This window comes from Sinomonas cellulolyticus, from assembly GCF_014656475.1.
In the GTDB taxonomy this organism is placed as follows: Bacteria; Actinomycetota; Actinomycetes; order Actinomycetales; family Micrococcaceae; genus Sinomonas; species Sinomonas cellulolyticus.
Map to the genome: position 1 here is coordinate 59,709 of NZ_BNCM01000003.1, position 26,610 is coordinate 86,318.

The window sequence follows — 26,610 nt, forward strand, 5'->3', positions numbered from 1 at the left end:
TACTGATCACGCGTCGTCGGGATGCGTCCGATCCCACTCGGCCTGCTCGCGCTCGCGGTGGACGTTCTCCCGGTCAAGCCGCGCGCCGGTGCGGACGGCGAAGAACCACGTGATGAGCAGCGCACCGCCGACCACGAACATCATCGGCTCGAAGAACCCGAGCGCGACGAGCACAAGCTGGAGCGCCCACGCGAGCCACATTCCCCATGGCCGTGAGACCACCGCACACGCGAGGACGAAGACGGCCATGAGGCCCAGTCCCCCACCGAGCACCGGGCCCGCGCCGAGCTCCCGGGCCCGGAGCCCGAACAGCACGAGGGTCGCGAAGAACACCACGAACGCCTCGGTGAGCAGCAGGATCGAGGCGAACATGACCCGCACGGAGCGGCGCTTCTTCGGCATGTCCGGCCGCCATTCGCGCTGGGCCCTGGTGAGCCGGGCCATCACGCGGCGTCCTTCCCGAGCAGGGTCCGGGCCTCGCCGACCACGGTGATCGAGCCCGTGATGAGCACGCCGCCGCTGAAGTCGCCGGTCGAGTCGGCGCGCTCCACGGCATACTCGATGGCTGAGTCCAGCTTCTCCTCGACGTGGACCGCCTCCTCGGGGAAGCCGAGGTCGAGTGCGAGTTCGGCGAGCTCGTCCGCGGGGATGGCCCGCGGGGAGGCGGACTGGGTGAAGCAGTACTCGACAGGGAGCTCGTCGAACTCCTCCTGGAGTGTGCGCAGGATCTCCTCGGCATCCTTCTCCCGCAGCACGCCGAGCACCACCGTCAGCCCGGAGAAGCTGAAGGCCTCCTTGAGCGCGCGTGCACTCACCCGGATGCCGTCTGGGTTGTGCGCCGCGTCCACGACGATGGTCGGCGACGTGCGGACCACCTCGAGGCGGCCGGGCGACGAGACCTCGGCGAAGCCTTCCCGCAGGAGCTCGACGTTCAATTCCCGCTCTCCGCCGCCGAGGAACGCCTCGAGCGCGGCGACGGCGACCGCGGCGTTCTCGGCCTGGTGGGCGCCGTGCAGCGGGACCGCGAGGTCTTCGTAGCGGCCGGCGAGGCCCTGGACCGTCACGAGCTGGCCGCCGACTGCGAGCGAGCGCGACTCGACGCCGAACTCGATCCCTTCGAAGCGGTACGGCACGCCGACCTCGCGGGCCCGGTCCAGGAGCACCTGAGCGGCGCCCGCGGGCTGCGCGGCGCTGACGAGGAAGCCCCCCGGCTTGATGATCCCGGCCTTCTCCTGCGCGATCTCCTCGACGGTGTCTCCGAGGAGGTCAGTGTGGTCGAGGGAGATCGGCGTGACGACGGAGACGGTTCCGTCGCCCACGTTCGTGGCATCCGTGACGCCGCCGAGCCCGACCTCGATGACGGCCACGTCCACGGGCTCGTCCGCGAAGACCGCGAAGCCGAGGATCGTGACGCACTCGAAGTACGTCAGGCGCGGCTGCCCAGCGGCCTCGAGCTCCGCGTCCACGATGGCGAGGTACGGGGCGATCTCGTTCCAGATCCGCACGAACGTCGCGTCCGGCACCGGGGCGCCGTCGATGCTGATGCGCTCCGTGACCCGGCTGAGGTGGGGGCTCGTGTAGCGGCCCGTCCTCAGCCCGTGGGCGCGGAGCCCCGCCTCGATCATCCGGGCCGTGGAGGTCTTGCCGTTGGTGCCGGTGATGTGCACGATCGGGAAGGCCCTGTTCGGCTCGCCCAAGACGTCCATGGCCCGGAACAGCGGCGCGAGGCGCGGCTCCATCTTGTTCTCGGGGGCGCGGCCGAGGAGGATCCCGTAGACCTCCTCGACCGTGGTCGGCTCAGCACTCATCGGCTCTGCCCCGCCGCGTCGTTTTCATGCACGTCCTCCACGCGGTCCACGACCGCCGTCGCATCGACGTCCGCCACGAGCAGTTCGAGCTCGAGGGTGAGGGTCTCCCCCTTGATGAGGTCCGCGTGCGCCTCGGCGGCGTCGATCACATGTCTGCGGGCGGTCACGCTCGTGCGGATGCGGTCGCTCACGTCCAGATCGGCATCCTTGCGGGCCTGCTGCACCGTGCGGACCAGGTCACGCGCCAGGCCCTCGGCCTCGAGCTCCGGGGTCACCTCGGTGTCCAGGACCACGAACCCGCCGCCAGGAAGCATCGCGACGGCGGCGTGCTCGCCGGCCCGGGCCGGGTCGACAGCCGTCTCGAGCGAGTATTCGCCCTCCTCGAGCTCGAGCCCGCCAGCCGTGACCGTGCCGTCGTCCGCAACCGACCAGTCGCCGGATTTGGAGCCCTTGATGGCCTGCTGCACGCCCTTGCCGAGCCGGGGTCCCGCCGCACGCGCATTCACCACGAGCCGGCGCTCGATCCCGAACTCCTCCTCGCTCGCCTCTGCCGCGTCGAGCAGGCGGACGGCCTTGAGGTTGAGCTCGTCGGCAATGACGGCCTCCGTGCCCGCCAGCGCTGCGGCACCGGGCACGACGACGGTGAGCGCCTTGAGCGGCAGCCGCACCCTCAGCTTCGCGGCCTTCCGCAGGGACGAACCGGCCGAGCACACGGCCTGGGTGCGGTCCATCTGGGCCACGAGCGCAGCGTCGTCCGCGAACAGCGAGGCGTCCGGCCAATCGGTCAGGTGGACCGAGCGGCCGCCCGTGAGTCCGCGCCAGATCTCCTCGGCGACGAGGGGCAGGAGCGGTGCGGCAGCGCGGCATACGGCCTCGAGCGCCGTGTACAGGGCATCGAAGGCGTCGTGGTCCTCGTCGAAGAACCGCTGGCGCGAACGGCGCACGTACCAGTTGGTGAGCATGTCGAGATACTCGCGGAGCGCATCGCACGCGCTCGAGATGTCGTACGCGTCGAGGTGCTCCTGCATGCGGGCCACGAGGCGGCCCGTCTCGGCCATGAGGTAGCGGTCGAGCGGGTCGGTGTAGCCATCGTAGCGCAGCGTCGCCTCGTAGCCGGCGGCAGCCCCGCCGTCGTGCGCGGCGTTCTCCGCGACGGTGCCCTGCGCGCCCCGAGCCGCGTTCGCGTACATCGTGAAGAAGCTGTAGACGTTCCACAGCGGCAGGATGACCTGGCGCACGCCGTCGCGGATGCCCTGCTCGGTGACGATGAGGTTGCCGCCGCGCAGGATCGGGCTGGCCATGAGGAACCAGCGCATCGCGTCGGAGCCGTCGCGGTCGAGGACCTCGGAGACGTCCGGGTAGTTGCGCAGGCTCTTGGACATCTTCTGCCCGTCCGAGCCCAGCACGATCCCGTGGCTGATGACATTCCGGAACGCCGGCCGGTCGAACAGCGCCGTGGCCAGGATGTGCAGGGTGTAGAACCAGCCGCGGGTCTGGCCGATGTACTCGACGATGAAGTCGCCGGGGTTGTGGGTCTCGAACCATTCCTGGTTCTCGTGCCGATAGTGGACCTGGGCGTACGGCATCGACCCGGAGTCGAACCACACGTCGAGGACGTCGGGGACCCGGCGCATCGTCGACTGGCCGGTGGGGTCGTCGGGGTTCGGGCGCGTGAGCTCGTCGATGAAGGGCCGGTGCAGGTCCGGCCTGCCCTCGTGGTTCAGCGGCAGCCGGCCGAAGTCCGCCTCGAGCTCGGCGAGGGAGCCGTAGACGTCCGTGCGCGGGTACTCGGGGTTGTCCGAGACCCACACGGGGATCGGCGAGCCCCAGTAGCGGTTGCGGCTGATCGACCAGTCACGCGCGTTCTCGAGCCACTTGCCGAACTGGCCGTGCTTGACGTTGCCCGGGATCCAGTTGATCTGCTCGTTGAGCTCGAGCATCCGGTCCTTGATCTTGGTGACCTCCACGAACCAGCTCGAGACGGCACGGTAGATCAGGGGGTTGCGGCAGCGCCAGCAGTGCGGGTAGCTGTGCACGTAGCTGGCCTGCTTGGCGAGGCGGCCCTGCTCGCGCAGCACGCGGGTGATCGGCTTGTTGGCCTCGAACACCTGCAGGCCCACGATCTCGGCCAGGGGCGCGTCCTCACCGCTGCCGAAGAGCGGCAGGAAGCGCGCGCCGTCGTCCACGGAGAGGATCACCGGGATGCCGGCGGCCTCGCAGACCCGCTGGTCGTCCTCGCCGTAGGCGGGCGCCTGGTGGACAATGCCGGTGCCGTCCGTGGTGGTGACGTAGTCGTCGACGAGGATCTGCCAGGCCTTGCCCGTCCCGTAGGTCTCGGCGTTCGTGAAGTAGTCCCAGAGGGGCTCGTAGCGGATGCCCTCGAGCTCCGTGCCCGCGTAGGTGCGCTCCACCGCCTCGGCGGCGGCAGCAGCGTCGTCGTACCCGAGGTCCTTCGCGTAGGAGCCGAGGAGGTCCTCGGCGAGCAGGAACTTCGCGTCGCCGGGGATTTCGGAGGCCTTCACCCCGTGGGGCCCGGCAGGCACGACGGCGTAGCGCACCTCGGGCCCGACGGCGAGCGCCTCGTTGGTCGGCAGCGTCCAGGGGGTGGTCGTCCACGCGAGGGCGAGGACGCCGGCGAGTCCGCGGGAGACCTCGGACTCGCCGGGGAGGAGCGGGAACGTGACGGTGACGGTCTGGTCCTGGCGGTCCTTGTACACGTCGTCGTCCATGCGCAGCTCATGGTTGGACAGCGGCGTCTCGTCGTTCCAGCAGTACGGCAGCACCCGGTACCCGCTGTAGGTGAGGCCCTTCTCATGGAGGGTCTTGAAGGCCCAGATGACCGACTCCATGTACTCGACGTTGAGCGTCTTGTAGTCGTTCTCGAAGTCCACCCAGCGTGCCTGGCGCTTGACGTACGCCTCCCACTCGTGGGTGTACTTCAGCACGGAGGCGCGGCATGCGTCGTTGAACTTGTCGATGCCCATCTCGTCGATCTCGGACTTCTGGGCCATGCCGAGCTGCTTCATGGCCTCGAGCTCGGCGGGGAGCCCGTGGGTGTCCCAGCCGAACCGGCGCTCGACGCGCTTGCCGCGCTGGGTCTGGTAGCGGGCCACGAGGTCCTTGGCGTACCCGGTGAGGAGGTGCCCATAGTGGGGCAGCCCGTTGGCGAAGGGCGGGCCGTCGTAGAAGACGAACTCGTTCACGCCGTTGCTGCCCGCATCCCGGTTGTCGATGGAGGCCTGGAAGGTGCCGTCCTGCTCCCAGTACGCGAGGATGCGCTCCTCGAGCTCGGGGAAGCGCACCGCGTTCGCGGCAGGCGTGCCCGGCTGATCGGGGGACATCCCGTCCCGTGCGGGTTCTGAAGTGGCCTTGGGGTACACGCTCACTCGGATCCTGGCTCGCTGTGGCTGGATGCGAGGACGGCGTTCGCCCGGATCTGCCGGGCGGCACCGCGGTACCACCTCACTTGCCCAGCCGGTCCCCGTGGGCCCGGCACAGGCCTCTCGTTGACGGCTGTAACGGGCCTGCCCGTCCGGTTCTACTGGGCGCGCCCCCACGGCCGTGGCCGAGGTGCACGCTGTTCTTCCGGAAGCTCGCCGGTGATGGCCGGGTCGACGCTTTGCAGCCAAGTCTACGCACGGCGGCTCGTCCCTGTCGAAGCAGGGGGCTGCTTACTCGCGGATGAGCTTGTGCGCCGCGGCCTGGGCTACCGGACGGATCACGATCTCGTCGAGGTTGATGTGGTGCGGCACGGTCACGGCGTAGCGCACGACGTCGGCCACGTCCTCGGCGGTGAGAGGTTCCCTGACGCCCTCGTAAACCTTCTGGGCCGCCTCCGCGTCGCCACCGAGGCGCATGAGCGTGAACTCCTCGGTCTTGACCAGGCCCGGGAGCACCTCGATGACCCGGACGTTGTGCTCTGCCTCCTCAAGCCTGAGGGCCCGCGTCATGCCGCGCTCGGCGAACTTGGCCGCGTTGTAACCGCCGCCGCCCTCGTAGGAGACCAGGGCCGCGACCGACGTGAGGTTGAGCACGGTCCCGTGGCCGCACTCACGCAGCATCGGCAGGAAGGCCCGCGTCATCTTCATCGTGCCGAGCACGTTCGCGCGGAACATCCATTCCCAGTCCTCGTTCTTGGCGTCCGCGATCCAGTCCGTCCCGCGGGCACCCCCGGCGATGTTCACGAGCGTGTCGATGCCGCCTCCCTCGGTGACGGCCGCGACGAGGCGGGCAACGTCGTCGTCCTCAGCGATGTCCGCAGGGACCGCGACAGCCCCCGTCTCCGCGGAGAGCGCCTCCAGCCGCTCCGCGCGCCGGGCGACGGCGTAGACGCGCCAGCCCTCTGCCGTCAGGGCGCGTACGGTGGCCTCGCCGATTCCTGTGCTCGCGCCTGTCACCACCGCGGAGCGGGTGCGGTCGTCGGCAGTGAGATCGGGTGTTGTCGCAGCAGACGTCATGGGCCCAACCTACCGCTTCCCCTCGAGGAGCGACGCGAGGACCACCGCCTGGTTGTGCTCGGTGTCATGCGCGGAATAGACGAGCTCCACCGGATCGTGGTCGCGCACCGCCGCGGTGAGCTCCGCATACGCCTCGGAGTCCTTGAGCTCGGCGCGGTACTTCTCGGCGAACTCGTCGAAGCGCTCGGGCTCGTGCCCGAACCACTTCCGCAGCTCCGTCGAGGGGCCGGCCTCCTTGAGCCACAGGTCTACCGCCGCCTTCTCCTTGCTCAGCCCGCGGGGCCAGATCCGGTCCACCAGGATCCGGAAGGTGCCTTCCGGGGAAGGCTCGTACACGCGTCGGATCGCCACAGTGCCCATGACGCCATGCTAGGACGGGGTCACGGTCCGGGCTACGGGCGGCCCGGCCAGCACGGCCCGCCGCGCAAAAGCATGGAACAATCAATGCCATGCCTGAAGCAGCCATCACGGGTACAGACACGCCCGAGCGCACCCCGACCAACGTTCCCGACAAGCCCGCCCTCGAGGGCCTCGAGGCCAAGCTCACGGAGCGATGGGCCTCCGAGGGGACCTACCGGTTCAACCCGGACACCACCCGCGGCGACGTCTACTCGATCGACACTCCCCCGCCGACTGCCTCCGGATCCCTCCACGTCGGCCACATGTTCTCGTACACGCAGGCGGACCTGCTCGCCCGCTATCAGCGCATGACGGGCAAGAACGTCTTCTACCCCATGGGCTGGGACGACAACGGACTGCCCACTGAGCGCCGCGTCCAGAACTACTACGGGGTCCGCTGCGACCCGGCCATCCCGTACGACGCCGGCTACCGGCCGCCCGCGCAGCCCGCCAAGAACCAGCGCGACTTCGACGTCATCTCGCGGCGGAACTTCATCCAACTCTGCGAGGAGCTCGCCGTCGAGGACGAGAAGGTCTTCGAGAACCTCTTCAAGACCCTCGGCCTCTCAGTCGACTGGGACATGACGTACCGCACGATCGACGACGCTTCCCGCGGCGTCGCCCAGCGGGCCTTCCTGAAGAACTTCGCCGCCGGCGACGCGTACCTCGCCGAGGCGCCCACACTGTGGGACGTGACATTCCGCACCGCGGTGGCCCAGGCCGAACTCGAGGACCGGGAGGTCCCCGGCGCGTACTACCGCTACGCCTTCACGACGCACGACGGCGAGCCCGTGCACATCGAGACGACCCGCCCCGAGCTGCTGGCGGCCTGCGCCGCGCTCGTGGCGCACCCGGACGACGAGCGCTACCAGCACCTGTTCGGCACCACGGTGACGTCGCCGCTGTTCGGCGTCGAGGTCGAGGTCAGGGCCCATCCGCTCGCCAAGCCCGACAAGGGCTCCGGCATCGCGATGGTGTGCACGTTCGGCGACCTCACCGACGTCACGTGGTGGCGCGAGCTCCAGCTGCCCACCCGGGCGATCATCGGCCGCGACGGCCGCCTCGCCCAGGAGACCCCCGAGTGGATCACGAGCGAGGACGGCCGGGCCGCCTACGCGCGGATCGCCGGCAAGACCGCGTTCTCGGCCAAGGAGGGCGTGGTGGAGATGCTCGCCGAGCGCGGGCTCCTCGACGGCGAACCCAAGAAGATCCTGCACCCGGTGAACTTCTACGAGAAGGGCGACAAGCCCCTCGAGGTGGTCACCTCCCGCCAGTGGTACATCCGCAACGGCGGACGCGACGAGGACCGCCGCGCGACCTTCCTCGCCCGGGGACGCGAGCTCGAGTGGCACCCCGCCTTCATGCGCTCGCGCTACGAGAACTGGGTCGAGGGTCTCAACGGCGACTGGCTCGTCTCCCGGCAGCGCTTCTTCGGCGTGCCGATCCCCGTCTGGTACCGCCTCGATGCCGAAGGCAACCCGGACTATGAGAACCCGATCGTCCCCGACGAGGCCTCGCTCCCGGTCGATCCGGCCGCCGAGCCGGCTCCGGGCTTCGACGAATCGCAGCGCGGAGTGGCGGGCGGCTTCACGGGTGATCCCGACGTGCTCGACACGTGGGCCACGTCCTCGCTCACGCCCCAGATTGTGGGGCGGTGGAGCCGGGACGACGCGTTCTTCGCCAACGTCTTCCCGTTCGATCTGCGCCCGCAGGCCCACGAGATCATCCGCACCTGGCTGTTCTCCACGGTGGTCCGGGGCGAGGAGCTCCATGGCACCGTGCCGTGGAAGCACGCAGCGATCTCCGGATGGGTGCTCGACCCGGACCGGAAGAAGATGTCGAAGTCCAAGGGCAACGTCGTGGTCCCGACGGACATCCTCGACGAGTACGGCGCGGATGCCGTCCGCTACTGGGCAGCCTCTGCGAAGCTCGGCGCCGATACGGCGTTCGAGGTCGCCCAGATGAAGATCGGCCGCCGGCTCGCGATCAAGATCCTCAACGCGTCCAAGTTCGTCCTCGGCCTCGGCGCGACGGCGGACACCGTCCTCGCGTCGCCCGACGACGCGGTGCTGGTCAACCCGCTGGACCGCGCCCTCCTGGCGCAGCTGGCAGACGTCGTCCAGCAGGCGGGGGCCGCCTTCGCGGCCTACGATCCTGCCCGCGCGCTGCAGCTGACGGAGTCGTTCTTCTGGCAGTTCACTGACGACTACGTCGAGCTGGTCAAGGACCGCGCCTACGGAGCTCAGGGAGACGCCCAGAAGGCATCCGTGCTCGCGGCCCTGGCCACGACGCTCGACGCGATCCTCCGCCTGTTCGCCCCGTTCCTCCCCTTCGCCACGGACGAGGTGTGGAGCTGGTGGCGCTCGGGGTCGGTCCACCGTGCGGCGTGGCCCGTCCCGCTGGCTGTGGACGGCGATCGCGGCATGCTGCCGACCGTCGGTCAGGCGCTGTCGGGCCTCCGTAAGGCCAAGTCCGAGGCGAAGGTGAAGCAGCGCACCGAGGTGATGACCGCCGTCGTGTCCGCCCCGGCGGATCTGCTGGCCCAGCTCGAGGCCGGTCTCGGCGACCTCAAGGCGGCCGCGAACGCTCGGTCGATCGAGCTCCGTGACGGTGCCGGGGAGGTCACTGTGAGCGACGTGGAGCTCGCCGCGGTCGACGCCCAATAGCAGGAGCAGCCCTGGGCTGGCGGCCGGTCCGGGCAAAGGGGAAGCCCCATCAGCGTGTTCCGCGTTGGTGGGGCTTCGACTCTTCGGCTGCTCGGTGGCGTTCTCGCAGTCTGGTGGACTCCTCGGCATCCAGGTCTTGCCGCTCGCCACTGGCGGCCAGTCGCCGGCTTTGCCGAAGGCTGCGCCGGAATGCGACTGTCACTGGATCTTCGGTTTCCACGTCCTCATCCTTGCGGATGCGGTAAAACCATTGTGATCTCGGGCACATCCGCCTGCAAGGGGGGTGGGCGAACTACAGACGCGTAGTTCGCGGATTGGTTCCTCAGACCGCGGAGGGCTGCTCCGTGCGGCTTCGCTTCAGCTCGAAGAAGTGCGGGAACGACGCAAGTCCCACCGCAGAGTCCCACAGCATCCCGGCCTCTTCCCCACGGGGAACCCGAGTGATGACGGGGCCGAAGAAGGCCGTTCCGTTGATGGCGACGACGGGCGTGCCGACATCCTGGCCCACCAGGTCGATCCCGGCCCGGTGGCTCGCCCTCAGCTGCTTGTCGTACTCGTCCGAATCGGCGTACTGGGCAAGGTCTGCTGGAAGCCCGACCTGCTCGAGCGCGCGCCGGATCACCTCGGGCCGGTCGCTGACCTTCTCCTGGTGGATCAGCGTGCCCATCGCGTCATAGAGGGGCTTGATGTTCTCGGCACCGTGGAGCTCGGACGCGGCAATGATGACCCGGACCGGACCCCAGTTCTCGTCCATCGCCCGCTGGTAGTCATGGTCGAGCTCCCTGGCCTCGTTGAGGACGGACAGGCTCATCACATGCCACTCGGTCTCGAGGTCGCGGACCTTCTCCACTTCCCCGATCCAACGCGAGGTTACCCAGGCGAAGGGGCAGGCGGGATCGAACCAGAAATCGGCTTTCTGCTTCTGCATGCGGGGATGGCTCCCTTTCTCGTAGAGCGTCAGGCTGACTTGTTGCGGCGCTTGGCCATCACGCTGTGGGGAATCAGCGTTGGCTCCTCGCCGCCCACCACCACGCCGCGCGTGATGACCACGCTCGCGATGTCCTCGCGGCTCGGAAGGTCGAACATGACCGGCAGGAGGACCTCCTCCATGATGGCCCTCAGCCCGCGGGCGCCCGTCCCGCGCTCGAGGGCGAGGTCCGCGATTGCCTCGAGGGCGCCCTCCTCGAAGTGGAGCTCGACGCCGTCGAGCTGGAACATCTTCTCGTACTGCTTCACGAGGGCGTTCTTCGGGACGGTCAGGATCTGCATGAGCGCCGGGCGGTCTAGGTTCTCGACCGTCGTGATGACGGGGAGCCGTCCGATGAACTCAGGGATGAGGCCGAACTTGAGCAGATCCTCGGGCATGACGTCCGCGTAGCTCGCCTCCTTGCTCGTGAGCGCGCTCAGCGGTGCCCCGAACCCGATCCCCTTCTTGCCCGCACGCTGGCCGATGATCTCCTCGAGACCCGCGAACGCGCCGGCGACGATGAACAGCACGTTCGTCGTGTCGATCTGGATGAACTCCTGGTGCGGATGCTTGCGGCCGCCCTGTGGCGGGACCGAAGCGACCGTGCCCTCGAGGATCTTCAGGAGCGCCTGCTGGACGCCCTCGCCCGAGACATCCCGGGTGATGGAGGGGTTCTCGCTCTTGCGGGAGATCTTGTCGATCTCATCGATGTAGATGATGCCCTGTTCGGCCTTCTTGACGTCGTAGTCAGCGGCTTGGATGAGCTTGAGGAGGATATTCTCGACGTCTTCCCCGACATACCCCGCCTCGGTGAGTGCCGTGGCGTCCGCCACCGCGAAGGGCACGTTGAGGCGCCGCGCAAGCGTCTGGGCCAGGTAGGTCTTGCCGCATCCCGTGGGCCCGATGAGCAGGATGTTCGACTTGGCGATCTCGACGTCGTCCTGGGCCTCTGCGAGCGAGCCGCCCTTCGTGGCATGGCCGGACTGGATGCGCTTGTAGTGGTTGTACACCGCGACGGCGAGTGCGCGCTTGGCGGGCTCCTGCCCGATGACGTACTCCTGGAGGAAGTCGAAGATCTCGCGCGGCTTCGGCAGCTCGAAGGAGCCAAGGTCCGAGACCTCGGCGAGTTCCTCCTCGATGATCTCGTTGCACAGCTCGATGCACTCGTCGCAGATGTACACGCCGGGCCCGGCAATGAGCTTGCGGACCTGCTTCTGGCTCTTGCCACAGAAGGAGCACTTCAGCAGGTCTGCACTCTCGCCAATGCGCGCCATTCGTCGTTTTCCCTTCCTGAAGAAGCTTTGACCATCCCACTGTAGGCCAACGGAGTGACAACCGCCGCAGGCGCGCCACGCAGAGACGGCGCCGGCGCCCGGGAATCCCGGGCGCCGGCGCCGTCTGACGGGTGGACGTCAGCGAGTGATTGCGCTGGGGCGGATCTTGCGCGACTCGAGGACCTCGTCGACGAGGCCGTACTCCTTGGCCTCATGCGCGGTGAGGAACTTGTCGCGCTCGATGTCCATGCTGATCTCCTCGGGCGTCTTGTTCGTGTGCTTGGCCCACGTGTGCTCAAGCCACTCCCTCATCCGCAGGACCTCGCGGGCCTGGATCTCGAGGTCCGAGGCCTGGCCGCCGGAACCGCCGGACAGCGCCGGCTGATGGATCATCACGGTCGAGTTCGGCAGCGCGAGCCGCTTGCCCGGAGTGCCAGCGGCGAGGATGACCGCCGCAGCCGAGGCCGCCATGCCGAGGCAGACGGTCTGGATCTCGGGGCGGATGAACTGCATCGTGTCGTAGATCGCAGTCATCGCCGTGAATGATCCGCCAGGCGAGTTGATGTACATCGTGATGTCGCGGTCAGGGTCGTTCGCCTCGAGGACGAGCAGCTGCGCCATGATGTCGTCAGCCGACGCGTCGTCGACCTGGACGCCCATGAAGATGATGCGGTCCTCGAACAGCTTGGTGTAGGGGTCCTGGCGCTTGAAGCCGTACGGGGTGCGCTCCTCGAACTGCGGGAGGACGTAGCGGTTCGTGGGCAGGCTCGCCGGGTTGACGCCCATGCTGTAGTTCATCTGGTTGCTCCTGGTTCGTCTCTCTGAAGGGCGTCTCTACTTGTCGGTCCCGCCGCCACCGGCAACGTGGCCGGCGCGCGCGGCGATCTTGTCGAAGAACCCGTACTCAAGGGCTTCCTGGGCCGTGAACCACTTGTCACGGTCGTTGTCCTTGAGGATCTGGTCGATCGTCTGGCCCGTCTGCTCGGCGGTCAGCTCGGCCATGACCCGCTTCATGTGCAGAATCAGCTCGGCCTGGATCTTGATGTCCGAGGCCGTGCCGCCGATCCCGCCCGACGGCTGGTGCATGAGGATGCGGGCATGCGGGGTCGCGTACCGCTTGCCCTTGGTGCCGGAGGACAGGAGGAACTGCCCCATCGACGCGGCGAGGCCGGTGGCAACCGTGACGACGTCGTTCGGGATGAACTGCATCGTGTCGTAGATCGCCATGCCGGCGGTCACCGATCCGCCGGGCGAGTTGATGTACAGGTAGATGTCCTTCTGCGGGTCCTCGGCGGAGAGGAGGAGGAGCTGCGAGCAGATGGCGTTCGCGTTGTCGTCGCGGACCTCAGAGCCGAGCCAGATGATGCGCTCCTTGAGGAGGCGCTGGTAGATGAAGTCCTGGCCGCCACCCTCCGACGGGCCTTCCATGCTCGGCGACTTCTCCTGCTGGTGCATGCTGCGATACCTCTCGATCTGATGCGCGGGCGCGTTGGCTACTACAGGGACAGTAGCCGTTTTCGCCGACGCATTGTTCCGCGTGCGGGCACTGTTCGCTTCCAGCGCATGACGGCACGGTGCAGGCACGCAGCGAGGCCGCCGCCCCGCCCGGGAGGGCGGAGGCAGCGGCCTCGCGTGTCGGTCCGGAGGACCGTCTATCCAGATCGTGCTGTCTGGATCGTGGGGGCCTAGAACTTCGCGGCGGCGGGATCGTCGCTCGGGATGACCTCTGCCGCTGCCTCGGACTCGGCACCCTCGGGCGACTCCTCCTCGTCCGGAAGCGGCCGGACGAATTCGCTGAGGTCGACGGCGTTGCCCTCGGAGTCCGTGACCTCGGCCTTGCCCAGCACCACGGCGAGCGCCTTGCGGCGGCGGACCTCACCGACCATCATCGGCACCTGGCCCGACTGGTCCATGATCTGCGCAAACTGGTTCGGGTCCATGCCGTACTGGCTCGCGGTGGTCACGAGGTACTCGATGAGCTCGGACTGGGAGACGCCGATCTCCTCCTTGTCGGCGATGGCGTCGAGGATGACCTCGTTCTTGAACGCGCGCTCCGTGTTGGCCTTGACCTCGGCGCGGTGCTCCTCGGTGTCGTGCTCGTCCTCGGCCGCGTGGCCGCCGTTGGCCGGGTTGAAGTGAGCCTCGACCTGCTCGGCCACGACGCCCTCCGGCACCGGCACCTCGACAAGATCGACGAGCTTGTCGAGGACCTTGTCGCGGGCCTCGACACCCTGTGAGACGACCTTGGACTGTGCAGCCTGCTTGGCGAGGTCCTCGCGGAGCTCGCCGATCGTGTCGAACTCTGAGGCGAGCTGGGCGAAGTCGTCGTCGGCCTCGGGGAGCTCACGCTCCTTCACAGCGGTCACCTTGACCGTCACGGTGGCGTCCTCGCCAGCGTGGTCGCCGCCCGCGAGCTTGGTCTCGAAGACTGCTTCCTCGCCGGCGGAGAGGCCCGTGACAGCCTCGTCGAGGCCCTCGAGCATGGTGCCCGAGCCGACCTGGTAGGACAGGCCCGAGGCGGAGTCGACCTCCTCGTCGCCCACCTTGGCGGTGAGGTCGATGGTCAGGAAGTCGTCGGCCTGGGCCGGGCGGTCCACCGGCTTGAGCGTGCCGAAGCGGCCGCGCAGCTCGTCGAGGGCCTTCTCGACATCAGCGTCGCCGGCCTCGGCAGCCTCGACGTCGATCTTGAGGCCCTCGTAGTCGGGGAGCTCGATCTCGGGACGGACATCAACCTCGACGGAGAACTTGAGCTCTCCCTCGGCAGCCGAAGGATCCGGGACCTCGGTGATCTCGACCTCGGGGCGCGAGAGCGGACGGATCCCGGTCTCGGCAACGGCCTGCTGGTACCAGTCGTTGAGGCCCTCGTTGATGGCCGTCTCAAGCACGTAGCCGCGGCCCACGCGCTGGTCGATGAGGCGCGACGGCACCTTGCCCTTGCGGAAGCCCGGCACCTGGATCTGCTCGGCGACGGCCTTGTAGGCGGCATCGATGTTGGGCTTCAGCTCGTCGAGGGTCACCTCGACGTTCAGCTTGGCCCGCGTGGGGCTGAGGTTCTCGGCAGCGCTCTTCACAGCGTGGCTCTCCTGGATGGTCGGATTAGGGTTGCCGCCCTGGGCGGGGACCACAGGACGCGACTGTCGGGGTGACAGGATTTGAACCTGCGACTTCCTGCTCCCAAAGCAGGCGCTCTAGCCAAGCTGAGCTACACCCCGGTCTAGTGCACAGACCACGATACAGGGCGGCGCCAAGGCGTCGCACATCGGTCGAACGTGAATGCACAGCGGGCCCCTCCCTGAGCAGGAGGGGCCCGCCTTCGCGGAGCGGCCGACGGGAATCGAACCCGCGTATCGAGTTTGGAAGACTAGCGCTCTACCATTGAGCTACGGCCGCGAAGCCCTCCCACTAAATCGAATCCGGGAACGGGTGTCAAATCCTCTGGCAGGCGGTGCACCAGTAGAGCTTCCGCCCTGCCTCGTCCGCCAGGCTGACCGGCGTTCCGCAGATCCTGCACGGCTGTCCCTGCCTCCGGTAGACGTAGTGCGCATGATCAGGCTGCGGCAGGCGCGCCGGCCCCTCCGGCCACAACGCAGGGTGGGTGGTGATGATCCGCCCGTCGCGCACCCCTTGGCCCATGGCGTCGACAGCATCGGCCCACAGCGCGAGCGCCTTCTCCCCCGGCACGGCCGAGCCGGGCAGCGCCGGGGCGAGGCGTGCCCGGAAGAGGAGCTCGGCCCGGTAGACGTTCCCGATCCCTGCCACGACCTCCTGGTCCATGAGGAGACGGGAGATGGGTGTACGCCGGCGTGTGAGCCGCCGCACGAACTCCTCAGCCCCGGAGGCCGAGTCAGCCGCCGAGGCGGCATGGCCCGCGAGCGGGTCCGGTCCCAGCCGGTCCCTCACCGCCTGGGCCTCGGCTTCCGTCTCGACCGTGCAGGTGCTGGCCCCGCGCAGGTCTGCCCACCCGTGGGCGGACACGAGCCTGACCCTGACCGCACCGCGCGGGGGCGGAGGGGCGGCACCCGGCCGCGCCACGCCGTCGGCCGCCACCTCGGACTCCCCCACCCGCCGCGGGGCACCGATGCTCGACGCGCCCGTGAAGGTCTCGTCGCCGCCGAACTCCCACGCGCCGTAGAGGCCCAGATGGACGCGCAGCACCGCCCCTCCCTCGAAGTCGAGGAACAGCTGCTTCCCGTGCGCTGAGGCCCGCAGCAGGAGACGGCCGTCAAGAAGGGCCGCTCCCTCGTGGAAGCGTCCCTGCGGGCTTGAGACGGCGAGCCGCTCGCCCGCGAAGACGTCCGAGAACTGCCGGGCGAGCCGATGGATGGAGTGCCCCTCCGGCATGGCGCTCTAGTCGACGATCTCGCCGGTCGACTCGTACGTGGCGATCTTGCCGATGCGCCGCACGTGCCGCTCGTCGTGGCTGAAGGGCTCGGCCAGGAATGCTTCGATGAGCGCGGTGGCCTCCTCGATGCTGTGCTGCCGGCCGCCGACGGCGACGACGTTCGCGTCGTTGTGCTCTCGGGCGAGACGGGCCGTGTCCAGGTTCCAGGCGAGTGCCGCGCGCACCCCGCGGACCTTGTTCGCGGCGATCTGCTCGCCGTTGCCGGATCCGCCGAGGACGATGCCGAGGGCCGGCGTCCCTGCCTCCTGGTCCGCCACGACGGCGAGCGCCGCCCTGATGCAGAAGGCCGGGTAGTCGTCGAGGGGGTCGTACTCGCGAGGGCCATGGTCCACGACGTCGAACCCGCGCGCCGCCAGGTGGCTTACAAGATGGGCGGAGAGCTGCATGCCGGCATGGTCAGTGGCAATGTGGACGCGCGGCTTGGGCACGGGTTCCCTCTCTGTGGTTCGGCTCGTTGCGGCCCAAGCCTACGCGCCGGAGGCCGCGCGGAGCACGTCCACGACCCTACGCGCAGTATCGCCGTCGCGGCCGGAGAAGGTGGCCCTGCGCCCGTCGGCCAGGATGACCTGGACCGCCTCGCCGCTCGAGGCGAGCACAGAGACGGACTGCCCCTTCCGGCGGAATCCCCACCCCCCGAAGGAGCGCGCCGCGACCGTCTCGGCGCCGGCGCGCAGGACGTCGCGGGACGCGAACCGCAGCACGGGCACGATCCCGGCCAGGAACACCCGGACGGCGTCCGGGCTGACCTGGACGCGGACCACGAGGCACCCCGCGGCAAGGAGCGCGCCGAGCGTGAGTGTAAGCGAGAGCCACGGCGAGAGGACCAGGAGCAGGAGGGAGACCGAGATGCCGATGATCCCGAGCATCACGAACACCGACGAGCGGGCGTGGGCCCAGTAGGCGAACGTCGCTGCCGCCCGTTCGGGCTCCAGCTCCTCGAGGAGGGCCTCCTGGTCGCGCGGCCCCCACTGCTCGTCCGGCTTGAACGAGAAGAGCATGACGACGGCGAACGCGACCGTCGCTCCCGAGCCCATCGCGAGCACGATCGTGTCCGGATGGGAATCGCGGGCGTCCGCGACCCCGTCCTGCCCGAGGAGCCCCGAGGCCAGCACCGTAGTGAGGAACATGGACATTCCCACACCGCCCGCCATGAAGATCCTGCGCGAGATGGGGGGACGGGACAGCAGGGCGGCCTGGAGGCACAGGAGGGCCCCGACGACCGCCACGAGCGCCGCCCCGATCCCCACGTAGCCAAAGAACGGGGCGAATGCGCGGCCTCCGGCGGCGTCCCAGAGCCATGCGACCGGCTCGGGGACGCGGCTGCGGAAAGTCAATGCGGCGAGCCCGAACCCGAGCGCGAGGAGAACCGGATAGCCTACGGCGAAACGCAGCGCCTTCCGGTCCCATCTAGACTCGGAGCGCTCGGTCGAACCCGCCATGACCTCAACGCTACTGCACAGCAGCCCCACAGGCCCCTCGGACGTGTTCCACTGGCCGGCGCACGGGGGACATGAAACAATAACTTCAAAGTGATCCGCACCACGCGGAGCTGCTGGAACTGATGCTTGGAGGGCACATGCCAGGGACGAATCTCACCCGCTCGGAAGCCGTCGAGAGGGCTGGGGCCATCCTGCACGTGGACAGCTACCATGTGGAGCTCGACCTCACGCGCGGCGACCGCGTCTTCGGCTCCCGCACCACGGTGAGATTCAGCGCCATGGAGGGCGCGTCGTCGTTCATCGATGCGATCACCGACAGCGTGCGCTCCGTGACCCTCAACGGCACGTCGCTGGACGTGGCCAGCGTGAACGACGGCGTGCGGATCCAGCTCCCGGACCTCGCGGCCGAGAACGAACTCGTCGTCGACGCTGATGCCCTGTACATGAACACCGGCGAAGGCCTCCATCGGTTCGTGGATCCCGTCGACGGCGAGGTATACCTCTACACCCAGTTCGAGGTGCCCGACTCGAGGCGCATGTTCGCCGTCTTCGAGCAGCCAGACCTAAAGGCCTCGTTCCAGTTCACCGTCACCGCGCCCTCCCACTGGGAGGTCGTCTCCAACTCCCCCACGCCGGCGCCGCAGCGCGTGCCCGGGGAAACCGCCGCCTCGGTGTGGGACTTCGCGCCCACCCCGCGGATCTCGAGCTACATCACGGCGCTCGTGGCCGGCCCGTACCAGAGCGTCACCGACGCGCTCGTGAACTCCGCCGGGCGCACCGTGCCGCTGGGGATCTTCGCCCGCAAGTCCCTCATCCAGTACCTGGATGCAGAGAACATCTTCGCCCTCACCAAGGCAGGGTTCGCATTCTACGAGCGCGAATTCGGGTGCGAGTACCCCTTCGAGAAGTACGACCAGCTCTTCGTCCCCGAGTTCAACGCGGGCGCCATGGAGAACGCGGGAGCCGTGACCATCCTCGAGAGCTACGTGTTCCGGTCCAAGCCCACGCAGGCCACCGTGGAGCGGCGGGCCATCACGATCCTGCACGAGCTCGCGCACATGTGGTTCGGCGACCTCGTCACGATGCGCTGGTGGGACGACCTGTGGCTCAACGAGTCCTTCGCCGAATTCATGTCCCACCTCGCCGCGGCAGAGGGTACTGACTTCCGCCACGCGTGGACCACGTTCGCCTCCGTCGAGAAGTCCTGGGCCTACCGTCAGGACCAGCTGCCCACGACTCACCCGATCTTCGCCGACATCACCGACCTCGCCGACGTCGAGGTGAACTTCGACGGGATCACCTACGCCAAGGGCGCCTCGGTGCTCAAGCAGCTCGTGGCCTGGGTGGGCCAGGAGCACTTCATGGAGGGAGTCCGCCGCTACTTCGCCAAGCACGCGTGGGGCAACACGGTGCTTGCGGACCTCGTGGCCGAGCTCGAGGCCGCAAGCGGGCGCGACCTCACGGCGTGGGGAACCGCCTGGCTCGAGACCGCCGGGGTCAACACCCTCGCTCCCGAGATCGAGGCGGACGACGACGGCCGGATCCTGAGCTTCGCCGTCCGCCAGAGCGCCGTGCCCGACTACCCCACCATCCGCCCACACCGCCTCGCGGTGGGCTTCTACAACCGCGACGCCTCCGGCGCCCTCGTGCGCACCCACCGCGAGGAGCTGGACGTGGACGGGGAGCGGACCGAAGTCCCGCAGCTCGCTGGGACGGAGCGCCCGGCGCTCGTGCTCCTCAACGACGACGACCTCGCCTACGCGAAGGTCCGGCTCGATCCCGTGTCCCTGGCCACGGCGACGGCAAGCCTGAAGGACATCGAGGAGAGCCTTCCCCGCGCCCTCGTGTGGGGCTCGGCATGGGACGGCGCGCGCGACGGCGAGACCCCCGCCCGTGCCTATGTGGACCTTGTCCTGAGGAACATCGGCTCTGAGTCCGACGCCTCGGTGGTGCAGACGCTTCTGCGGCAGCTCGCCACCGCCCTGGACTTCTATGTCGCGCCCCAGGCCCAGAGCGAGGCCAAGCGAGATGCGGCCGAGCGGCTCTGGGCGCTCACCCGCGAGTCCGCGGCCGGCTCGGACTCGCAGCTGCAGTTCGCGAAGGCCTTCGCCGCGCTCGCGGCCACCGAGCCTCACCTCGACGCAGTGGCGGCATTGCTCGACGGGACCGAGTCCATTCACGGCCTGGCCGTGGACCAAGACCTCCGCTGGGACCTCATCGCCTCCCTCGCGGCGGGCGGCAGGCTCTCGAAGGCCCAGATCGACGACGAGCTCACCCGGGACAACACCTCGACAGGGCAATGTTCGGCCGCTCTCGCCACCGCGGCACTTCCCACAGCGGAAGCCAAGGCCGAGGCATGGGAGGCGATCGTAGTCCGTGGGAACCTCTCCAACGCGATCCAGCAGGCGGCGGTCAACGGTTTCGTCCGCGCCCACGATCCCGCGCTCCTCGCCCCTTACGCGGAGAAGTACTTCGAGGCCGTGCCGGGCATCGTCGCGTCCCGCACGCACGCGCTCGCCCAGCAGATCGTCGTCGGGCTCTATCCGGCGCGGCAGACGACGCAGGCAACGGTGGACCGCACCGACGCGTTCCTCGCCACCCTCGGGGACGACCAGGCCGCGCTGCGCCGCATGACGCTCGAGAACCGCGACGGCGTCGTGCGGGCCCTGCGCGCCCAGGCCGCCGACAGATAGGCGGCGCGAACCGGCGGCGCGGACGGATAGGGTCAGTCCATGGCGATCGGCGAGCACCACTACAGCGTCACAGTCACGTGGACGGGGAACCGCGGCTCCGGGACATCCGGCGTGCGCGACTTCGGGCGAGAGCACGACGTCGCGCTGCCAGGTGTCCCGGTGCTGCCGGGCACCGCCGACCCCGCCTTCCGGGGGAGCCCCGACCGGTACAACCCAGAGCAGCTGCTCCTGGCCGCGCTGGCCCAGTGCCACATGCTCAGCTACCTCTTCGAGGCCGCGCGGCACAACGTGGTCGTCACCGGGTACAGCGACGAGGCATCCGGCACGCTGCGCGTCCACGGATCGTCCGGGGAGTTCGCCGAGGTGGTCCTGCGGCCGAGGGTCGAGCTCGCGGACGAGTCGCAGCGCGAGTTGGCCGACAGGCTCCACGACGACGCTCACGACACGTGCTTCATTGCGCGCTCGGTGAACTTCCCCGTGCGCCACGAGCCGGTCCCGCCGCCGCTGTGAACCAGCACAGCCATCCTCGGTAGGGTGAAGGGACCACGTTCCCCACCCAAGGAGGCCTTCGACAGTGCCGTTCGCCCTGTCCACCACCCCGACGCCCACCCCGTCACCCACACCGGCCCCCGCTTCACCCATCGCGATCACCCCCGCACAGCTGGACAGCGCCGTGTCGACGTTCAACGAGAGGCTCATCCAGGTCGCCATCGCGATCGGAGTCGGCCTCGTCATCTGGCTCGTCGCCACGTTCCTGATCCGCCAAGTGGTCAAGAGGGTCCTGGCCGGGACCGCGCTCACGCAGAACCGGATCTTCAGGTGGGCGGCCCCGGCGCTCCGGGCGCTGGATTCCGAACGCAGGGCCCAGAGGGCCCGCACCATCGGATCTCTCCTGAACTCGGTGGTCGCGGTGGTCATCACCACGCTCGTGGTCCTGTACGTCCTGAAGGCACTGGGCGTCGACCTCGCGCCGGTCCTGACCAGCGTCGGCATCCTCGGCGTCGCGATCGGCTTCGGCGCCCAGCAGCTCATCCGCGATTTCCTCGCCGGCATCTTCATCACGCTCGAGGACCAATACGGCATCGGCGACTTCATCGAGACCGGCGCGGGCGAGGTCGCCGGGACTGTCGAGTCGATGGGGCTGCGCATCACGCGCGTCCGCGCCGAGGACGGAACCATCTGGTACCTGCGCAACGGCGAGATCCTCCGCGTTGGGAACCGGTCGCAGGGCACCTACGTGCCGGCCGCGGCGCCGTCGGCCAGCCCGCCGGAGGACAATGAGGACGGCAGCACTGCACAGGACACCAATGGAGACCAGCATTCCCGTGACTGAAACAGGACAGAAGAGCTTCTACGAGCTCGTCGGTGGCCACGAGACGTTCGTGAAGCTCGTCGACGTCTTCTACGAGGGTGTTGCCGACGACCCGCTGCTGCGCCCGATGTACCCGGAGGAGGACCTCGGACCCGCGCGTCGACGGCTCACGATGTTCCTCGAGCAGTACTGGGGTGGGCCCGGCACGTACAGTGCCGAGCGAGGCCATCCGCGCCTGCGGATGCGCCACGTGCCGTTCAAGGTCAACCCCGCGGCGCGCGACCGCTGGCTGCACCACATGCGCACCGGGGTCGACGCGCTCGGACTCCCGCCCGTGTACGAGGCCACCCTGTGGGACTACCTCGACCGGGCCGCGCACTCCCTCGTGAACTCGTTCGAGGACTGAGTCGGCCGGCACGGGCCGTTCTGACGGCGTGCCTCAACCCGCGGCACGCCGTCAGACGGTCGCGAGAACCGACGGGCGGCGGCACAGGACGTGGCCGCGCGGCGAGGAGAGCCGGACCCACGGGCCGCAGGCGAAGAGGCCCAGGTCCGTCCCAGAGGCCGCGAAGCCGAGCATCTGCGCAGCGAAGGCTGCCCCGCTCGGGACGCCGGGGACCGAGGGCAGGTCCCTGCCCCAGACGGCCGAGCGGACGGTGTGGACCATCGCGGCGCCGGGCTGCTGCGGGACGGAGCGGGCGACCTCGGCGATGCCCGCTGCGGCGGCAGAGAGCATCTCGTCGCCTGCGACCGACCCCTGCGGCTCCCACGGGCCGCGGGGTGGGCTGACGGAGGCCCAGGGCTCGCGGGTGCGCGTCGGCGGGACCTCGAGGGCCGTCCCGCCGTCGCCCAGTCTGGCGAGCCGGTCGAAGACCGCGGCCATCGGCACCGTCGCGTCGATGTGGGCCTCCTGCGCGAGGGCGAAGGTGCGCAGCCCGAGGACGGTCGGAGTGGGCTCGCCGAGGATCCGCGGGCCGATCACGCACACGTAGACGGCGAGCACGCTGCCCACGGCCTGGAGGCGGACGGAGCCGTGCTCCACGGCGCGGGCGCGGGTGAGGTACGTCCGCAGGTCCGCGACGCCCTCAGGGTCACCGAGATCAAGGACGACGCCGCTGGCACCCCTCATGCGCGCACGCTCCCCTCGGGCAGCGGCGGGCGCCGCCGGAAGGGGACTCCCGGGCCGGCGAATTCGGCGAACTCGGCTCGCATGCCCTCTGGGAGCCGCACGGGCTGGCCGGTCCCGCGGCTCACGAGCACCATGGAGGTCGAACAGTTGGCGCAGACCGCGCCGTCCTCGGGGTCGATCACGGCGTAGCCGAGGTCGAACGAGGAGCCGCCCACCCGCGTCACCCACAGCTCCACGTGCACCGGCTCCTTGCGGTAGAGCAGCGGGGCGAGGTACTCGATCTCGTGGCGCCCCACGAGCGTGAAGTTCTCCGGCGTGACGAGGTCGGCGAGCGTGGCCGCTCCGCCCTCGCGGGCGACGCCGGTCCTGAGGGGTTCGCGGAGCCAGTGGACGCGGGCGTCCTCGAGGAACTGCAGGAAGCGCACGTTGTTCACATGTCCGTACGAGTCGACGTCGCCGAAGCGCAGCTGGAGGGGGAAACGGTACGCAGAGGGCATACAGCCATCTTGCCACTACGGCTCGTACGGCCTGCTGGCCCGGGGAGTCGGCGGGCGTCTAATGTCGTGCCATGACATCCCTGCCCCCCGGGCCCACCGCGACGCTCCTGACCCTGCTCGACCTCGATGACCTCGGCGGTGCGCGCACCGACAAGGACGTGTTCGTCGGCCCCAGCGAACGCCAGCCTCGGCATCGCGTGTTCGGAGGCCAGGTGCTCGCCCAGAGCCTCATCGCGGCGTCCCGCACGGTGACCGACGACAGGGCAGTCCACTCGATGCACGCCTACTTCCTCCGGCCAGGGGATGCGGACAAGCCGATCACCTTCGGGGTGGAGCGGCTGCGAGACGGACGCTCGTTCTCCGCGCGTCAGGTCCACGCGTATCAGGACGGCACACCGATCCTGTCGATGATCGCCTCGTTCCAAGTGGAATCGGAGGGCATCGACCACCAGTCCACCATGCCGGCGGGAATCCCCGACCCGGAATCGCTGCCGAGCACGGCAGACCTCCTCGGCTCGATCGACCACCCGGTGGCCCAGTACTGGGCCTACGACAGGCCGTTCGACGTCCGCCACGTCGACCCCGCGCTGTATGTCTCAGCGACCGGCTCCCATGTGGCGAAGAACGTGGTCTGGATGAAGACCATGGATCCGATGCCCGACGGCGACACCCTCCACCGCGCGGCCCTCGCCTTCGCGAGCGACTACACACTGCTCGAGCCCGTGCTGCGCCGCCACGGGCTCTCGTGGATCACCCCCGGGATGAGCGTGGCGAGCCTCGACCATGCGATGTGGTGGCACCGCCCGGTGCGGGTCGACGAATGGCTCCTGTACGTGCAGGAGTCTCCGAGCGCCCAAGGCGCCCGCGGGCTCGGCACGGGGAAGATCTTCAACAGGCAGGGCGTGCACGTGGCGAGCGTTGCGCAGGAGGGGATGGTGCGGCTGCCGTATCTCGAGGGCCCGGCCTGAGCCGGAGCCGCCCGCCGCCACCCTCGCAGGTCACAGGGTGGCGGCCGCGGCGGCGTGCGGGCGGAATGCTCCTAGTCGCGGGTGAGCTTGCGGTGGGTCACCCGGTGCGGCTTCGCGGCATCCGGCCCGAGGCGCTCGACCTTGTTCTCCTCGTACGACTCGAAGTTTCCCTCGAACCAGTACCAGTTGGCCTCGTCCTCGTCGGTGCCCTCGTAGGCGAGGATGTGGGTCGCGACTCGGTCGAGGAACCAGCGGTCGTGGGAGACCACAACCGCGCAGCCGGGGAACTCGAGCAGGGCGTTCTCGAGGCTCGAGAGCGTCTCAACGTCAAGATCGTTGGTGGGCTCGTCGAGAAGCAGGAGATTGCCGCCCTGCTTGAGCGTCAGGGCGAGGTTCAGGCGGTTGCGCTCCCCGCCGGAGAGGACGCCGGCCTTCTTCTGCTGGTCCGGGCCCTTGAAGCCGAACGCGGAGACGTAGGCGCGCGAGGGCATCTCGACCTGGCCGACCTGGATGTGGTCGAGTCCGTCGGAGACGACCTCCCAGAGCGTCTTGTTCGGATCGATGCCGCCGCGGGACTGGTCGACGTAGGAGATCTTGACCGACTCGCCGATCTTGAGGTCACCGCCGTCGAGAGGCTCAAGGCCCACAAGGGTCTTGAACAGGGTGGTCTTGCCCACGCCGTTCGGGCCGATGACGCCCACGATGCCGTTGCGCGGTAGCGAGAAGGAGAGCCCGTCGATGAGCACACGGTCGCCGAAGCCCTTCTTGAGGTCCTTGGCCTCGATGACGAGCTGGCCCAGGCGCGGGCCCGGCGGGATCTGGATCTCCTCGAAGTCGAGCTTGCGGGTACGCTCGGCCTCGGCTGCCATCTCCTCGTACCGCGCGAGGCGGGCCTTGGACTTGGTCTGGCGGCCCTTCGCGTTCGATCGGACCCAGTCGAGCTCGTCGGCGAGGCGCTTGGCGAGCTTGGCGTCCTTCTTCCCCTGGACCTCGAGGCGGGCGCGCTTCTTCTCGAGGTAGGTCGAGTAGTTGCCCTCGTACGGGTACAGCCGGCCACGGTCGACCTCACAGATCCACTCGGCGACGTGGTCCAGGAAGTAGCGGTCGTGGGTCACGGCCAGAACAGCGCCCGGGTAGGCCGAGAGGTGCTGCTCGAGCCAGAGGACGCTCTCGGCGTCGAGATGGTTGGTCGGCTCGTCGAGGAGCAGGAGATCCGGCTTCTGCAGCAGCAGCTTGCAGAGGGCTACGCGGCGGCGCTCACCCCCCGACAGGACCTTCACGTCTGCGTCCGGCGGCGGGCAGCGAAGGGCATCCATGGCCTGCTCGAGCTGGGAGTCGAGGTCCCATGCGTCCGCAGCGTCGATGGCTTCCTGAAGCTTGCCCATCTCCTCGAGCAACGCGTCGTAGTCGGCGTCCGGGTTCGCCATCTCCTCGGAGATCTCGTTGAACCGCTGGATCTTGCCGTAGATCTCACCCACGCCCTCCTGGACGTTGCCCAGAACGGTCTTCTCCTCGTTCAGCGGGGGCTCCTGGAGAAGGATTCCGACCGTGTAGCCGGGCGAGAGCCGGGCCTCCCCGTTGGACGGGGTGTCGAGCCCGGCCATGATCTTCAGGATGGTCGACTTGCCAGCGCCGTTCGGACCCACGACGCCGATCTTGGCGCCGGGGAAGAAGGACATGCTCACGTCGTCGAGGATGACCTTGTCGCCCACCGCTTTACGGGCCTTGGTCATGGTGTAGATGAATTCCGCCATGGCCTTAAATCTAGTGTGTCCGGGCAGCGATGACACATCCGGCCCTGGACCAGGAGGGCGGTGCGCGCGCAGGGGCACCGCCCTCCCCGTAAAGCTCCGCGTTCTGGGGAGACAGCCCTCATGCGGGCCTGAGGCTCTCTCCCTCCGGGTGGGAGCCGGCCTGCGCACTGTCCGTGCCCGCGGCGCCTCCGGCGAAGGAGTCCGTGGCTGAGTGCTCCTCGTCGCCGTACGGTGCCCCACCCACATCAAGGAAGGCGTCGTCGAACTCGAGCGATTCAGGACCGAACGGATCCTCCACAGCGCCCTCGGCCGTGACCTCTCCGGTGCCGAGGTTCACCGCCCCCACGCCCTCCAGATACGCGGGCCGGTCCGCGAGGCGACGGGAATCCTCCTCATCCCGGCGCCGGTTCCACGTGCCCATGCCCATGGCGAGGTCCTGCCCCACCGAAGACGCCGAGATCACGGCCTCGCTGCCGAACGTCCCGTCTGCGCGCTGGAAGGTCCGCAGCTGCAGCTTCCCGACAACGATGATCCGCTGCCCCTTGCGCACGCTCGCGGCGACGTTCTCCGCCATGTCGCCGTAGCACTGGACGGTGAACCAGTTGGTATGGCCGTCGACCCAGGCCTGCCGCTCCTGGTCCCTCCACCGCTCCGTCACCGACACCCTGAACCTCGAGTAGAGCCGGTTGTTCCGCGTGAGACCTTTGGTCGGCTCAGTTCCCACCCAGCCGCGCACCGTGATCGAATCGCTCATGCCGCCACCTCCTGTTGCCAATCGCTCCGGCCGCCGTCTGGCTGCCTGCGACCAGCCTCTCTGGCGGCAGGAACAGCAACCAAGGCTCCTC

The 26,610-nt window shown here is 68.9% G+C and carries 23 protein-coding genes and 2 tRNA genes; 6 read left to right on the top strand and 19 right to left on the bottom strand.

Features of this window, described 5'->3' with window-relative positions; genetic code table 11:
• Nucleotides 1-6 precede the first annotated feature (6 nt).
• The 5 genes from IE231_RS04330 to IE231_RS04350 form a co-directional block, all read right to left on the bottom strand.
• The gene (locus IE231_RS04330) at nt 7-444 is read right to left on the bottom strand and encodes a DUF4233 domain-containing protein (RefSeq protein ID WP_189692728.1); all 438 of its coding nucleotides are present in this window, start codon (nt 442-444) and stop codon (nt 7-9) included.
• Nucleotides 444-1,808: a bifunctional folylpolyglutamate synthase/dihydrofolate synthase gene (locus IE231_RS04335; protein ID WP_189692729.1), complete on the bottom strand. Its 1,365-nt coding sequence runs from the start codon at nt 1,806-1,808 to the stop codon at nt 444-446. Before IE231_RS04335 ends, IE231_RS04330 begins: the two co-directional genes overlap by 1 nt.
• Nucleotides 1,805-5,194: an isoleucine--tRNA ligase gene (gene ileS / locus IE231_RS04340; RefSeq protein WP_374189405.1), complete on the bottom strand. Its 3,390-nt coding sequence runs from the start codon at nt 5,192-5,194 to the stop codon at nt 1,805-1,807. Before ileS ends, IE231_RS04335 begins: the two co-directional genes overlap by 4 nt.
• 285 nt (nt 5,195-5,479) lie before the next feature.
• Nucleotides 5,480-6,265: an SDR family oxidoreductase gene (locus IE231_RS04345; RefSeq protein ID WP_189692730.1), complete on the bottom strand. Its 786-nt coding sequence runs from the start codon at nt 6,263-6,265 to the stop codon at nt 5,480-5,482.
• A 9-nt stretch (nt 6,266-6,274) separates the two neighbouring features.
• On the bottom strand, nt 6,275-6,625 hold the full coding sequence (locus IE231_RS04350; protein ID WP_189692731.1) for a DUF488 domain-containing protein: 351 nt from the start codon (nt 6,623-6,625) through the stop codon (nt 6,275-6,277).
• Nucleotides 6,626-6,714: 89 nt separating this feature from the next.
• Here IE231_RS04350 and valS point away from each other — a divergent pair, with 89 nt between their 5' ends.
• On the top strand, nt 6,715-9,330 hold the full coding sequence (gene valS / locus IE231_RS04355) for a valine--tRNA ligase (RefSeq protein ID WP_189692732.1): 2,616 nt from the start codon (nt 6,715-6,717) through the stop codon (nt 9,328-9,330).
• A gap of 322 nt (nt 9,331-9,652) precedes the next feature.
• Here valS and IE231_RS04360 read toward each other — a convergent pair whose 3' ends face one another.
• From IE231_RS04360 to IE231_RS04405, 10 genes are all read right to left on the bottom strand, one after another.
• Nucleotides 9,653-10,258, bottom strand: a complete 606-nt coding sequence (locus IE231_RS04360; RefSeq protein ID WP_189692733.1) for a mycothiol-dependent nitroreductase Rv2466c family protein — start codon at nt 10,256-10,258, stop codon at nt 9,653-9,655.
• A 29-nt stretch (nt 10,259-10,287) separates the two neighbouring features.
• The gene (gene clpX, locus IE231_RS04365) at nt 10,288-11,571 is read right to left on the bottom strand and encodes an ATP-dependent Clp protease ATP-binding subunit ClpX (RefSeq protein WP_189692734.1); all 1,284 of its coding nucleotides are present in this window, start codon (nt 11,569-11,571) and stop codon (nt 10,288-10,290) included.
• 138 nt (nt 11,572-11,709) lie between these two features.
• Nucleotides 11,710-12,369: an ATP-dependent Clp protease proteolytic subunit gene (locus tag IE231_RS04370; protein WP_189692735.1), complete on the bottom strand. Its 660-nt coding sequence runs from the start codon at nt 12,367-12,369 to the stop codon at nt 11,710-11,712.
• Between the two features lie 36 nt (nt 12,370-12,405).
• Nucleotides 12,406-13,026, bottom strand: coding sequence for an ATP-dependent Clp protease proteolytic subunit (locus IE231_RS04375; protein WP_189692736.1), 621 nt, complete (start codon nt 13,024-13,026; stop codon nt 12,406-12,408).
• A 230-nt stretch (nt 13,027-13,256) separates the two neighbouring features.
• A complete protein-coding gene (gene tig, locus IE231_RS04380; RefSeq protein ID WP_189692974.1) occupies nt 13,257-14,642 on the bottom strand; it encodes a trigger factor in 1,386 nt (461 codons plus the stop codon).
• A 66-nt stretch (nt 14,643-14,708) separates the two neighbouring features.
• Nucleotides 14,709-14,783: transfer RNA gene (locus IE231_RS04385), tRNA-Pro, on the bottom strand.
• A gap of 107 nt (nt 14,784-14,890) precedes the next feature.
• A tRNA-Gly gene (locus tag IE231_RS04390) sits at nt 14,891-14,961 on the bottom strand.
• Between the two features lie 36 nt (nt 14,962-14,997).
• Nucleotides 14,998-15,912 carry an Fpg/Nei family DNA glycosylase gene (locus IE231_RS04395; RefSeq protein ID WP_189692737.1) on the bottom strand — a complete coding sequence of 305 codons (915 nt, stop codon included), beginning with the start codon at nt 15,910-15,912 and terminating at the stop codon, nt 14,998-15,000.
• 6 nt (nt 15,913-15,918) lie between these two features.
• On the bottom strand, nt 15,919-16,401 hold the full coding sequence (locus IE231_RS04400) for a ribose-5-phosphate isomerase (protein WP_189692738.1): 483 nt from the start codon (nt 16,399-16,401) through the stop codon (nt 15,919-15,921).
• Nucleotides 16,402-16,440: 39 nt separating this feature from the next.
• Nucleotides 16,441-17,412 (bottom strand): hypothetical protein, encoded by a 972-nt coding sequence (locus IE231_RS04405; protein ID WP_189692739.1) that lies wholly within the window; start codon nt 17,410-17,412, stop codon nt 16,441-16,443.
• 137 nt (nt 17,413-17,549) lie between these two features.
• Here IE231_RS04405 and pepN point away from each other — a divergent pair, with 137 nt between their 5' ends.
• The 4 genes from pepN to IE231_RS04425 all read left to right on the top strand — a co-directional run bounded on the left by pepN (nt 17,550) and on the right by IE231_RS04425 (nt 21,823).
• Complete coding sequence (gene pepN, locus IE231_RS04410) at nt 17,550-20,105, top strand: aminopeptidase N (protein ID WP_189692740.1); 2,556 nt, start codon at nt 17,550-17,552, stop codon at nt 20,103-20,105.
• A 39-nt stretch (nt 20,106-20,144) separates the two neighbouring features.
• On the top strand, nt 20,145-20,615 hold the full coding sequence (locus IE231_RS04415) for an OsmC family protein (protein ID WP_189692741.1): 471 nt from the start codon (nt 20,145-20,147) through the stop codon (nt 20,613-20,615).
• Between the two features lie 151 nt (nt 20,616-20,766).
• Nucleotides 20,767-21,438 (top strand): mechanosensitive ion channel family protein, encoded by a 672-nt coding sequence (locus tag IE231_RS04420; protein ID WP_229866523.1) that lies wholly within the window; start codon nt 20,767-20,769, stop codon nt 21,436-21,438.
• Nucleotides 21,431-21,823, top strand: a complete 393-nt coding sequence (locus tag IE231_RS04425) for a globin (protein WP_229866492.1) — start codon at nt 21,431-21,433, stop codon at nt 21,821-21,823. Before IE231_RS04420 ends, IE231_RS04425 begins: the two co-directional genes overlap by 8 nt.
• A gap of 51 nt (nt 21,824-21,874) precedes the next feature.
• Here IE231_RS04425 and IE231_RS04430 read toward each other — a convergent pair whose 3' ends face one another.
• Together IE231_RS04430 and IE231_RS04435 are read right to left on the bottom strand one after the other, a co-directional pair.
• Nucleotides 21,875-22,546, bottom strand: a complete 672-nt coding sequence (locus IE231_RS04430; RefSeq protein ID WP_189692743.1) for a DUF8185 domain-containing protein — start codon at nt 22,544-22,546, stop codon at nt 21,875-21,877.
• Nucleotides 22,543-23,043 carry an acyl-CoA thioesterase gene (locus tag IE231_RS04435; protein ID WP_189692744.1) on the bottom strand — a complete coding sequence of 167 codons (501 nt, stop codon included), beginning with the start codon at nt 23,041-23,043 and terminating at the stop codon, nt 22,543-22,545. The genes IE231_RS04430 and IE231_RS04435 overlap by 4 nt, the downstream gene beginning before the upstream one ends.
• A gap of 71 nt (nt 23,044-23,114) precedes the next feature.
• Here IE231_RS04435 and IE231_RS04440 point away from each other — a divergent pair, with 71 nt between their 5' ends.
• Complete coding sequence (locus tag IE231_RS04440) at nt 23,115-24,011, top strand: acyl-CoA thioesterase (protein WP_189692745.1); 897 nt, start codon at nt 23,115-23,117, stop codon at nt 24,009-24,011.
• Between the two features lie 71 nt (nt 24,012-24,082).
• Here the strand turns inward: IE231_RS04440 and ettA are convergent, their stop codons facing one another.
• Together ettA and IE231_RS04450 are read right to left on the bottom strand one after the other, a co-directional pair.
• Nucleotides 24,083-25,765, bottom strand: a complete 1,683-nt coding sequence (gene ettA, locus IE231_RS04445; protein ID WP_189692746.1) for an energy-dependent translational throttle protein EttA — start codon at nt 25,763-25,765, stop codon at nt 24,083-24,085.
• 118 nt (nt 25,766-25,883) lie between these two features.
• Complete coding sequence (locus tag IE231_RS04450) at nt 25,884-26,519, bottom strand: single-stranded DNA-binding protein (protein ID WP_189692747.1); 636 nt, start codon at nt 26,517-26,519, stop codon at nt 25,884-25,886.
• Nucleotides 26,520-26,610: the final 91 nt, after the last annotated feature.